Annotated in this window: 11 protein-coding genes and 1 pseudogene; 6 read left to right on the top strand and 6 right to left on the bottom strand. The window is 64.3% G+C overall.

The window, feature by feature from the left end:
- Positions 1-163: 163 nt before the first annotated feature.
- The 5 genes from EOD07_RS09385 to EOD07_RS09365 are packed head-to-tail and all read right to left on the bottom strand — an operon-like array spanning position 164 to position 4,987.
- A complete protein-coding gene (locus EOD07_RS09385; RefSeq protein ID WP_127235223.1) occupies positions 164-1,237 on the bottom strand; it encodes an imelysin family protein in 1,074 nt (357 codons plus the stop codon).
- Between the two features lie 20 nt (positions 1,238-1,257).
- Complete coding sequence (locus tag EOD07_RS09380) at positions 1,258-2,862, bottom strand: di-heme oxidoredictase family protein (protein ID WP_127235222.1); 1,605 nt, start codon at positions 2,860-2,862, stop codon at positions 1,258-1,260.
- A gap of 12 nt (positions 2,863-2,874) precedes the next feature.
- A complete protein-coding gene (gene bfr / locus EOD07_RS09375) occupies positions 2,875-3,360 on the bottom strand; it encodes a bacterioferritin (RefSeq protein ID WP_127235221.1) in 486 nt (161 codons plus the stop codon).
- A complete protein-coding gene (locus EOD07_RS09370) occupies positions 3,326-3,637 on the bottom strand; it encodes a (2Fe-2S)-binding protein (RefSeq protein ID WP_040985972.1) in 312 nt (103 codons plus the stop codon). Before EOD07_RS09370 ends, bfr begins: the two co-directional genes overlap by 35 nt.
- Before the next feature lie 60 nt (positions 3,638-3,697).
- A complete protein-coding gene (locus EOD07_RS09365; RefSeq protein WP_127235220.1) occupies positions 3,698-4,987 on the bottom strand; it encodes an imelysin family protein in 1,290 nt (429 codons plus the stop codon).
- A 414-nt stretch (positions 4,988-5,401) separates the two neighbouring features.
- Between EOD07_RS09365 and EOD07_RS09360 the strand changes: the two genes are divergently transcribed.
- The 4 genes and pseudogenes from EOD07_RS09360 (at position 5,402) to EOD07_RS38460 (ending at position 7,355) form a co-directional block, all read left to right on the top strand.
- Positions 5,402-6,655 (top strand): FAD-dependent oxidoreductase, encoded by a 1,254-nt coding sequence (locus tag EOD07_RS09360; RefSeq protein ID WP_127235219.1) that lies wholly within the window; start codon positions 5,402-5,404, stop codon positions 6,653-6,655.
- Between the two features lie 132 nt (positions 6,656-6,787).
- Positions 6,788-7,045, top strand: a complete 258-nt coding sequence (locus tag EOD07_RS09355; protein ID WP_127235218.1) for a type II toxin-antitoxin system ParD family antitoxin — start codon at positions 6,788-6,790, stop codon at positions 7,043-7,045.
- Positions 7,045-7,167: pseudogene (locus tag EOD07_RS38465) on the top strand (type II toxin-antitoxin system RelE/ParE family toxin); the annotation flags it as partial. The gene EOD07_RS09355 and the pseudogene EOD07_RS38465, both read left to right, overlap by 1 nt.
- Positions 7,158-7,355, top strand: coding sequence for a type II toxin-antitoxin system RelE/ParE family toxin (locus EOD07_RS38460; protein ID WP_245469990.1), 198 nt, complete (start codon positions 7,158-7,160; stop codon positions 7,353-7,355). The pseudogene EOD07_RS38465 and the gene EOD07_RS38460, both read left to right, overlap by 10 nt.
- A 23-nt stretch (positions 7,356-7,378) precedes the next feature.
- Here EOD07_RS38460 and EOD07_RS09345 read toward each other — a convergent pair whose 3' ends face one another.
- Positions 7,379-8,656: a 4-aminobutyrate--2-oxoglutarate transaminase gene (locus tag EOD07_RS09345; protein ID WP_127235217.1), complete on the bottom strand. Its 1,278-nt coding sequence runs from the start codon at positions 8,654-8,656 to the stop codon at positions 7,379-7,381.
- Positions 8,657-8,986: 330 nt separating this feature from the next.
- Between EOD07_RS09345 and EOD07_RS09340 the strand changes: the two genes are divergently transcribed.
- Both EOD07_RS09340 and EOD07_RS09335 read left to right on the top strand, forming a co-directional pair.
- Entirely contained in the window at positions 8,987-10,051 is a 1,065-nt protein-coding gene (locus EOD07_RS09340; RefSeq protein ID WP_245469988.1) for an efflux RND transporter periplasmic adaptor subunit, read from the top strand.
- On the top strand, positions 10,048-10,692 hold a 645-nt coding region (locus EOD07_RS09335), incomplete at its 3' end, for an efflux RND transporter periplasmic adaptor subunit (protein WP_127235215.1). The genes EOD07_RS09340 and EOD07_RS09335, both read left to right, overlap by 4 nt.

Below are 10,692 nucleotides of genomic sequence, written 5' to 3'. Positions count from 1 at the left end.
CGCTGCGTCGCTACGCTCCTTGCTCCGCCCGTGGATGACGAGGAGAGAGGCGTTTCGGCCAACCTCGAAGGCCGGTGGCCCCACGAAGCAGGTGCATTCGAACAATCAAAGCCTCTTGGCCAGAAACTATTCCCTAAAATCTGCGCCACTATCGGGGTCATGCTCAGTCCCCGTCCAGCGAGGAAAAGCCGGCAGTCAGTCCGAACTCGGCGGTCATCCTGGTGCCGATCAAGGTCGACAGGCTGGAGGTGATCAGCGCGAAATGCTCGAGCTTGCCGCGCAGCGCCGGATCGGCGAGCGCCTTATCGATCGGACCAGCGATCGGTTTCGCAGTCGCCACGCCGTTGGTGAGCTGGATATGGATGGATTCGGCCATCCATTGCGCACCGGCGGGCAGCGCATCGCCAAGTTTCGAGGCCTGGAACAGTTGGTCGATGCCGGAGAGATTTCCGGCAAGCGAGGCCGTCGTGTTCCGCGAGCGCCAGTAGATCGCCTGTTTCGGCTTGTCGGCATCGGGCTTCGCGCCGAGGAAGCCCTTGAGCCGCACGTCGCGGATCATCTCCAGCTCGTTGATGAAGACGCCGACCAGTTCCGTCACGGCTTCGTTGCCGTCGCGGTAGAGCGGGTTTTTCGGCCCCGGATTGGCCCAGAGCGACGCGAAGCCGTCGGGCTTTTGCCAGGCGTCGCGCACCTCGCCGGCCATGGTTTCGACGTTGCCGGCAACCGCCGCGCCATAGGCGCAGCGGTAGGGATCATCCTTGCCGGCAAGCGTTTCGGCGCCGTCGCCGTAGAGCACATATTCGAGCGCGCCAAGGCCCTGCATGGCGACGCTCTTTTGCGCCAGTTGCGCCGGATCGGTAGCCGACGGGTCTTTTGCGGCAAGCGTCGATTGCACCTGCCGCAAACCGATGCTCTTGCGGTCCGGCCAATAGAGCATGCGTTCCAGCCGGTTGTTCTCCTTGATCGGCCCGAAAGCGATGATCTCGGCCACCGACCAGGCCTCCACGGTGCCTGAAAATGCCGCGCGCGCCGCTTCGAGGTTTTGGCCGGACGGCTTTTCGCAAAGCTGGTGCATCGCCTTGGTGAGCCCCGCCGCATGCTCGTCGAGGCTGGCATAGGCCGGGCGGACGAAACCGTCGATCGCGCGGCCGATGACGTCGGAGGCCTTGACCGCGGCCGATGCCGGTAGCACGGCGGCCAGAAGGAAAGGAAGAGAAAGGACCAGGCGTTTCGACATCAGAGGGACGCGTTTTGACATCAGAGAGACTCCAGGAATTTGATCAACGCCTCACGGTCGGCGGCGGCGGCGCCGGCGAAGCGGTCGCGCGCCTTCTCACCCTCGCCGCCATGCCACAGGATCGCCTCGGCAAGCGTGCGGGCGCGGCCGTCATGCAGATAGAAAGCATTGCCGTTGACCGTCGCGGTCAGCCCGGTGCCCCAGAGCGGCGGCGTGCGCCATTCGCTCCCTGTGGCTTCGCCCACCCTTTGGCCGTCGGCTAAGCCCTCGCCCATGTCGTGCAGCAGGAAGTCGGAATAAGGCCAGATCAATTGGAAGGCCTGCGCCTTGTTGGGTGTGCCGCGCATGGTGACGAATTTCGGCGTGTGGCAGGCAATGCAGCCCATCTCGTAGAACTGTTTCTTGCCGGCGAGCACGTCCGGCTTGTCGAGATCGCGGCGTGCCGGCACAGCCAGGTTCTGCGAATAGAAGGTGACGAGGTCCATCACCGGCGGCGGCGCTTCGGCCGTGCCGAGACGCTGCTGCACGCCGTTCGGCATGGCCAGGCAATCCTTCTCGGCCTCCGTGCAGTCGCCCCAAGGCTTCGGCATTTCCGGCGTCGAGATGCCGATATCGGCGGCGAAGGCATCGGCCGCCTGCTGGCGGATCGAGGCGGTCTGCGCCTTCCAGCCGAAGCGGCCCAAGGTCACCTGGCCGCTCAGCTCGTCGCGCACGATGTTCGGCCGGCCCGAAATGCCGTCGCCGTCGCGGTCGTCCGGATCGGCATGGGCAAGGATATCGGCCGGCGCGATCTGCTCGATCAGGCCGAGCCCAATCATCGGCGGCGTCAGGCGCGGCGACAGCGTGGTGCGCGGATCGAGCGGACCGTGGCCGAGATTTTCGATCGTATAGCTTGGCTTGCGCAGCGACACGACGGCGCCGTCGCCGAGCGTGACCTTTTGCTCCTGGTAATCGACGCGCATCCGGCCCTCGCCCTTGAGGCCCGGGACCGCGAGCTCCTGCAGTTGGGAGCCGTAGACCGGATCGGGAAAATTCAACGCCTCATGGCCGGCGAGCGCAGCCCTTTCCTCGGCGCTGCCGGCGTCGCGCGCCAGCCTCAGGAACATCGATGTCGATCCGGCATCGCCTTCCGGAGGACGCCCACGGCCATCCTTCAGATGGCAGTTCTGGCAGGCGCGCTCGTTGAACAGCGGGCCGAGCCCGTCCGAAGCCTGGGTCGAGGACGGCGACGACACCCAGTTCTTGCGGAACAGCGCATTACCGAGCTCGAAATTACCCTCTTCCTCGAAGGTGATGTTGGCGGAGGATTGCGAGAAGGCATCGCGGTTGACGTCCTTCTCCGACGTGCCGGCGCCGCCCTGCATCAGCTCGAACGGCTCGGGCCTGGTGAAGTCGGTCGTCGGCCTGGTGACGGCCAGAACCCGCGCCTGATCCTTCGGCGTCAGGTCGGTGCGGCTCGTCGGCAGGGCGGCCGGCTCGCCGGCCAAGGCGGGTGCGGAAAGCGTGATCGCCAGCAAAAGCGAAGCCCCGCGACCAATCCGGTATCGCGGGGTCTTCTGAAGCGGCAGGCCGTCGATTGCGGCCCGCCGTGCGCGGCGCGAAAAATGATCTACGGGGCGCCGCATTCCCGCATGTCCTTACTCCGCCTCGTTGGCCGGGTCGGCGTTGAGCAGGCCGTATTTTTCCTCGCCGATGGAGGCAAGCAGATCGAGCTGCGTTTCCAGGAAGTCGATATGTCCTTCCTCGTCGGTCAGAAGATCCTCGAACAGCTTCATCGAGACGAAATCGCCGGCATCATGGCAGATCTCGCGCGAGCGCTTGTAGGCGGTGCGCGCGTCATATTCGCCGGCGAGGTCGGATTCGAGCACTTCCTTGACGTTCTGGCCGATGCGCAGCGGCGCGACGGACTGCAGGTTGGGATGGCCTTCGAGGAAGATGATGCGGGCGATCAGCCGGTCGGCGTGATGCATTTCCTCGATCGATTCCGCCCGCTCTTTCTTTGCCAGCTTGGTGTAGCCCCAATCCTCGAGCAGACGATAATGCACCCAGTACTGGTTGACGGCTCCAAGCTCCAGAAACAGAGCTTCATTAAGCCGCTCTATGATCTGCGGTTCGCCTTTCATGGGTTCTGCTCCCGTATTGGCCGCGCAAGCCTCTCACGCGATCCAGGTGTGAAACGACGTCCACGCCGCCCACCTCTGAACGGGCGTGGTAGTTCTCGGTGACCCGAATGATCGTTTCCACCACATTTGGGAAACAGCCGCAACAGCGACCGCGCTTGCGCATCGCGTGGTAGACCTTCGCGGGCACGATCAGCTGCCAGGGATCCTCGTCCAGCAGGCTGACGATCGTCTGCTCGATCTCCTTTTCGGTGATGATGTTGCAATGGCAGATCAGCATCTGTTTGCTCTGGCTGACGGCGCCGGTCCGGCGCCGCTTGGCTGGTACGGACGTCTAAACTTACTTGAACACCTTGTCGGGCGCGTCGAGGCTGTCGGAACCCTCGAAGGCGATCTGGTTCAGCTTGAGCGAGCCGACGGCGCGCTCGATCGACTTGGTCTGGTCGATCAGGGCGTCGATCGCCGCCTGCACGGTGGCGTTACCTTCGGTGTTGCCCTCGGCGATCTGCTGGTCATAGGCCTCGCCGGCCAGCGCGCGCGCCTTGATGGCCTCCATCTTGGCGACGGTGGTGTCGAGTTTGCCCGACAGCTCCTTGTCGATCGCCGGATCAGCGGCCTTCACCATGTCGGACACGGACGGACCCGAAACCACGGACCCGTCGAGCCGCTTGTAGCTGGCATGGTAGGCGTCGCGGATGCCGACGGCGTCATAGAGATGCGAGTTGTAGGTGTTGTCGGAGAAGCAGTCGTGCTCCTCTTCCGGATCGTGCAGCAAGAGCCCGAGCTTCATGCGCTCGCCGGCCAGCTCGCCATAGGAGAGCGACCCCATGCCGGTGAAGATGGTGGAGATGCCTGCATTCGCATCGCCGTCGGTCAGGTTCTTGCGCGCGGCGCCGTCTCCCTTCCAGTTGTCGACCATCTCCTGCAGGTCGGACACCAGAAGGTCGCTCGCCGACTTCAGATATTCGGCGCGGCGGTCGCAATTGCCGCCCGTGCAGTTCTTGAGGTCATAGTCGGTGTAGGGGCGCTCGCCGGCGCCCGGACCGGTGCCGTGCAGGTCCTGGCCCCAGAGCAGGAATTCGATGGCGTGATAGCCGGTCGCGACATTGGCTTCGACGCCGCCGGCCTCCTGCAGCGTGCCCGAAAGGAACTCGGGCGTCAGCTTCGAGGCGTCGACCTTCTTGCCGTTGATCTCGATCTCCTTGTTGGCGATCACGTTGGCCGTATAGAGCGCGTTCTCGTCCGACTCGGTGCCATAGCTCTTGGCGACATAATCGATCAGGCCCTCGTCCAGCGGCCAGGAATTCACCTTGCCTTCCCAGTCGTCGACGATCTTGTTGCCGAAGCGGTATACTTCGGTCTGCTGATAAGGAATGCGCGCGGCCTTCCAGGCTTCGCGCGCGGCGTTCAGCGTGTCGGCCGAGGGACTGGCGATGAGCGCATCCACCGCCTTGTCCAGCGCCTGCGCGGTGGTCAGCGAATCCTCGTATTTGGCCAGAGCGATATCGGCATAGGTCTTGATCACCGCCTTGGCGTCGGTCTCGGCTTTCGCCGGCAACACGAACACCGCCGCCGTCAGTGCAGCCGTGGCGCAGATCGCAGCCAGCCTGCCGCCATTACGTGCCGTCATTATCCTTCTCCGGTTCTTTGGAAATTCAATAAAAGGCGCCCACCCGCGCCGAGGCATGAGCATGCCGGGAAAAATGGTGGCCGCGCCGATGCGCGGTTCGCGATAAAAAGACACCCACTTGCCTCCAATCGAAAGGGTTCAAGGCCCAGACATCAAAGGAATGCGCTTGACGCGCAGCTCTCCATAAAGCGATGGAGAGGCCGGGAGTCAACTGGTGAGACCGAAAAAATTCAATTGAAACAACAGTTTAGAATTATTCTAAACTACAAATATCAACTTTAAGCCCAACACTGCCTCGCTGGCCCGATTGACAGACAGCCATTCTGGGTGCGACCCGATCCGCGGCTCTTGCGGCGGCGGCAGACAATCGCCACCTGGCGCAAGAGCCTAGATTTGCAGACAAAAAGGATTGCGATGACGAACGGGGTTGTGATTGTCGGTGCCGGCCATGCCGGCGTGCAGGCGGCCGCCAGTCTGCGCGAAGAGGGTTATGAAGGGCCAGTCGTCCTGATCGGCGACGAGAAGGAACTGCCCTATCACAAGCCGCCGCTGTCCAAGACCTTCATCAAGGACCCGGAGGCCAAGCCGCAGCCCTTGCGCGGCGAAGCCTTCTACACCGGCAACACCATCGACTACCGGCCGGGCGTGCGCATCGAGAGCATCGATGCCGGCGCGGGCCGGTTGAATATCGCGGGCGGTGGAACGCTCGGCTTCGACCGGCTGGTGCTTGCGACCGGCTCGCGGCCGCGCCTGCTGAAGCTCGATGGCGCCGGCCTTGCCGGCGTGGTCTCGCTGCGCTCGCTGGCCGATGCGCGCCTGATCCGCGAGCTCAGCGCGCGAAGCGAGGACGTCGTCATTCTGGGCGGCGGCTTCATCGGGCTGGAGATCGCCGCGACGCTGAGGGCCGCGGGCCGCAACGTCACCGTCGTCGAAGCCGTCGACCGGCTGCTCGGCCGCGCCGTGGCGCCGGTCATCGCCGCGCATGTGCGCCAGCGCCTGGAAGCGATCGGCGTGCGCATCCTGACCGGTACCACCGTCGCCCGCCTGGAGGGCGAAGGCGGCCGCGTCTCGGCCGCGATCACGTCCGGCGGCGAGCGCCTGCCGGCGCAAATGGTGATCATCGGTATTGGCGTCGTGCCTAATGTTGAACTGGCGGAAGCTGTGGGTCTCGCCATCGGCAACGGCATCCGCGTCGACCAGCACATGCAGAGCTCTGTTCCCGAAATCCTCGCCATCGGCGACGCCGCTTCCTACCGGCACTGGTTCACCGGCGGCGACGTGCGGCTGGAATCGGTGCAGAACGCCACCGACCAGGCCAGGCTTGCCGCCCGCACCATCCTCGGCCATGCCGAGCCCTTCATGGCGGTGCCGTGGTTCTGGTCGGATATCGGCGACATGAAGCTGCAGATGGTGGGCCTGACGCAAGGCGGCGATCACCATGTGGTGCTCGGCGACCTCGCCGAGAACAAATTCTCGATCTACCACTATGCCGGCAACCGGCTGCTCGGCATCGAATCCGTCAACCGTCCCGCCGACCACATGCTCGGCCGCAAGATGCTCGGCGCCGGCTTCTCGCCGACGCCGCAGACGGTGGCGGGAGGGCCGGATGCGCTGAAGGCGGCGCTTGCGGCCTTCAGTCAGGACGAACCGACCAGGGCGGCGGGCTGATTGTTCAATCCAATATGATGATAACAGCGCTCGGGACTACGAAGGGACGCTCCCACCAAGCCAAGCCTTGGCAAAAGGCCATCGCTGAATTATCATAAATTGATAATTTCGGATAAAGTGAAAGATTGCCCCATGCCTGCAAGCTACAGCATTGGCTCCCGCTACGAGGCATTCGTGCGCGAGCTTGTCGAGAGTGGCCGCTACGCCAGCGCAAGCGAAGTTGTGCGCGATAGCCTGCGTCTTTTGGAGGAACGCGAAGAGCACCGGCAAGCGAAGCTTACTGCACTGCGTGAAGACATCCGCAAGGGTGTAGAGAGCGGACCAGCTATTCCGGCCGAAGACGTTTTTGATCGGCTGGACAAAAGATACGCGGCTGAAGGCCGCAAATAATGGCTCTCAGTTTCGCCCCTGCCGCCGTACAGGACATTGAAGAGATTGGCGATTATATCCAGGCTGAAAATCCGGCGGCCGCGCGCCGCCTGATAGCGGCACTTCGAGTGCGATGCGGCACCATCTTGGATGCACCACGTGGTGGCGCTCCCCGTTCCGAACTCTGCGCGGCCTGCGCTCCGTCGCGTTCCAGAAATATGTCATCTTTTATACCGTCGAAGGCGACGACGTGCGTGTAGAACGCATCCTCCACGGCTCACGTGACATCCAGGGCATTTTCGATGAAGGAAGAATGCCCAAGGATAGTTGACGCTGACGCTCTGGCTATTTCGACTAGGCGGCCCGCGCGTCGCGGATCGAGCTTTCCAGTATATCCAGCGCCTCGGTCATGACGCCGTCCTGGATGGTGATTGGCGACAGGAAGCGGATGACGTTGCCGTAGACGCCGCAGGTGAGCAGGATGAGGCCCTTGTCGAGCGCCTTCAGCCGCACCGCATTGGCGAACTCCGCCGACGGCAGGCCCTTCTTCACGTCGTTGAACTCGACGGCGTTCATGAAGCCCGGGCCGCGGATGTCGACGATCTCGGGGACGTCGTCGCGAATCGATTCCAGCCGCTGCTTCAGCCTGGCGCCGAGCGCATTGGCGCGGTCGCAGAGCTTTTCCTCCTCGATGACGTCGAGCACGGCGTGCGCGGCGGCGACGCCGATCGGGCTGCCGCCATAGGTGCCGCCGAGCCCGCCGGGGCCGGGCGCGTCCATGATCTCGGCGCGGCCGGTGACGGCCGACAGCGGGAAGCCACCGGCAAGGCTCTTGGCCATGGTGGTGATATCGGGCGCCACGTCATGGTGGTCCATGGCAAACATCTTGCCGGTGCGGGCAAAGCCGGTCTGCACCTCGTCAGCGACGAGCAGGATGCCGTGCTGGTCGCAGATCTTGCGCAGGGATGCCATGAAATCGCGCGGCGCCTCGTAGAAGCCGCCCTCGCCCTGCACCGGCTCGACGATGATGGCGGCAACGCGGTTTGGATCGACGTCAGCCTTGAACAGCTTGTCGAGCGCGGCGAGCGAATCCGCCACCGAGACGCCATGCAGCGCGACCGGAAACGGCGCGTGGAAGACATCGCCCGGCATGGCGCCGAAGCCGACCTTATAGGGCACGACCTTGCCGGTCAGCGCCATGCCCATGAAGGTGCGGCCGTGAAAGCCGCCGGAAAAGGCGATGACCGCCTGACGGCCGGTGGCGTTGCGGGCGATTTTTATCGCGTTCTCGACCGCCTCGGCGCCGGTGGTGACGAAGATCGTCTTCTTGTCGAACTTGCCTGGCAGCATGCCGTTCAGCCGCTCGGCGAGGTGCACGTAGCTCTCATAAGGCACGACCTGGTGGCAGGTGTGGGTGAAGCGGTCGAGCTGCGCCTTGACGGCCTCGATCACCTTCGGATGGCGATGGCCGGTGTTGACCACGGCGATGCCGGACGAGAAGTCGATGTAACGGCGACCTTCGACATCCCAGATTTCCGAATTCTCGGCGCGATCGGCGTAGATCTGCGTCGTCATGCCGACGCCGCGCGAGATCGACTGATTCTTGCGTTCGGAAATGGCTGAATTCTTCATATCGTCCCTCATCGGGTATCCCTCGTCGGGATAGGACCCGTTCCGTTGATCAAAACCCTTCTGACCTTATTTCACGTTTTCCTCAAGTTGGCACGTTGGCCCAGTCGATTGGGCCTGCCTCGAAGATGGGGAACGATGTTCTTAACCAGCCCGGCGATACGCGCCTCGGAAACAGTTTCCTTTTCCCGTCGATCGATTAATCTCATTTCATCCGCGACGTGCCGCCGTCAGGAGCGGCCCCACGGATCGAGGGGAACCATGAGCAGGAACGCGACATCGTCCGCCTTGCCGTCTTCGCCGCTCCGCCCTTTGCCTCGTCCAAACATCTTGTTGCTGCTGGCCTGTTTCGCCGCCGCGTTTTCAGCCGCCGGCTGCCAGAAACAGCAGGTGGCGGAAAAGAAATTACCTGTGGTGGTGACGACGCAGACAGTCGCGCTCGCCGATTACGCGCCACGGACGTCGCTGACCGGGGTGATCGCCGCCCGTACGCTCAACAATCTGTCGTTCCGCGTCGGCGGTAGGGTAGCCGAACGGCTGGTCGATGTCGGCCAGCATGTCGACCAGGGCGCGGTGCTCGCCCGCATCGACCCGCAGGAACAGGAATCGGACCTGCGTTCGGCCCAGGCCGATCTCGACGCGGCGCAGGCGCAGCTCACCCAGGCCGCGGCCACCTATGAGCGGCAGAAGACCCTGTTGGCCCGGGGCTTCACCACGAGGCGGGATTTCGACACCGCCAATCAGACGCTGAAAGTGGCGCAAGGCAGCGTCGATGCCGCGCAAAGCGCTTTCGCCAACGCCAAGGAAAACCTGTCCTATACCGAGCTCAAGGCAGGCGCCGCCGGCGTCATCACGGCGCGCCAGGTCGAGGCCGGGCAGGTGGTGCAGGCGGCGCAGACCGTCTTCACCATCGCCGAGGACGGCGATCGCGATGCGGTGTTCAACGTGCACGAAACGCTGGTTGCGCAGACGCCGTCCTCGCCCGCGGTGACGATCACGCTGCTGTCGGACCCGCAGGTGCGCGCGGTCGGCAAGGTGCGCGAGATATCGCCGGCTGTCGATACGGCGTCGGGGTCGATCCGGGTCAAGGTCGGCATTCCCGACACGCCCGCCGGCATGCCGCTGGGCGCGGCCGTGATCGGCACGGTCAGCGCCAGGTCGGTCAAAGCTATATTGCTGCCCTGGCAGGCGCTGACCTCGACCGGCGGCGAGCCCGCCGTCTGGATCGTCGACCCGTCAAGCAAGGCGGTGACGCCGTCGCCGGTCGAGGTGCTCGCCTTCGATTCCGGCATTGTCGTCGTCGAAAAGGGCTTGCAGGAAGGCCAGAGCATCGTCACCGCCGGCGGACAGTTGCTCAGCCCCGGACAGACGATCGAAGTGGCGGGGGCAAAGCAATGAACCGGTTGCCACGCATCGCTCCCCTGCTCGCCCTTCTAGCGCTTGCCGGCTGCTCGCGCTCGGAAGAGAAGCCGCCGGAGATCGTCCGGCCGGTTCTGTCGGTGGTGATCGAACCGAAGACCGTCGAGACCTTCGGCTTCGCCGGTTCGGTCGAGCCGCAATACAGCGCCGACCTTGCCTTCCGCCTGCTCGGCCGCGTCGTCTCGCGCGACGTCAAGGTCGGCGACCTCGTCACCAAGGGCACGACGATCGCGGCGCTCGATCCGACGGCGCTGGAGCTTGCCGTCCAGGCATCGAAAGCCGATCTGTCGAACGCACAGGCGCAGTTCGCCAATGCGGCGGCCAGCGAGGAGCGCCAGCGCGCCCTGCTCGCTTCCGCGAACACCTCCCAGTCCGTCTTCGACGCCGCGCAGCAGGCAAGGCAAGCCGCGGCCGCCGGCGTCGAGCGGGCGAATGCCGCCTTGGCCAAGTCGCAGGAACAGCTCGGCTATGCCCGGCTGTTTTCCGATTTCGACGGCGTCGTCACCGCCGTCGGCGCCGAGGTCGGCCAGACCGTTTCGCCGGGACAGACGATCGTCACCGTGGCGCGCACCGACCCGCGCGAGGCGGTCGTCGACATCCCGGACCAGTTGACCGGCGAC

This window comes from Mesorhizobium sp. M2C.T.Ca.TU.002.02.1.1, from assembly GCF_003997225.1.
This window is presented reverse-complemented; position numbering and strand designations above follow the sequence as displayed.

Bases quoted from the DNA above. Each gene is read 5' to 3' on its own strand.
- EOD07_RS09385 (WP_127235223.1), bottom strand. From the start codon at position 1,237: ATGTCGAAACGCCTGGTCCTTTCTCTTCCTTTCCTTCTGGCCGCCGTG.
- EOD07_RS09380 (WP_127235222.1), bottom strand. From the start codon at position 2,862: ATGCGGCGCCCCGTAGATCATTTTTCGCGCCGCGCACGGCGGGCCGCA.
- bfr (WP_127235221.1), bottom strand. From the start codon at position 3,360: ATGAAAGGCGAACCGCAGATCATAGAGCGGCTTAATGAAGCTCTGTTT.
- EOD07_RS09370 (WP_040985972.1), bottom strand. From the start codon at position 3,637: ATGCTGATCTGCCATTGCAACATCATCACCGAAAAGGAGATCGAGCAG.
- EOD07_RS09365 (WP_127235220.1), bottom strand. From the start codon at position 4,987: ATGACGGCACGTAATGGCGGCAGGCTGGCTGCGATCTGCGCCACGGCT.
- EOD07_RS09360 (WP_127235219.1), top strand. From the start codon at position 5,402: ATGACGAACGGGGTTGTGATTGTCGGTGCCGGCCATGCCGGCGTGCAG.
- EOD07_RS09355 (WP_127235218.1), top strand. From the start codon at position 6,788: ATGCCTGCAAGCTACAGCATTGGCTCCCGCTACGAGGCATTCGTGCGC.
- EOD07_RS38460 (WP_245469990.1), top strand. From the start codon at position 7,158: ATGCGGCACCATCTTGGATGCACCACGTGGTGGCGCTCCCCGTTCCGA.
- EOD07_RS09345 (WP_127235217.1), bottom strand. From the start codon at position 8,656: ATGAAGAATTCAGCCATTTCCGAACGCAAGAATCAGTCGATCTCGCGC.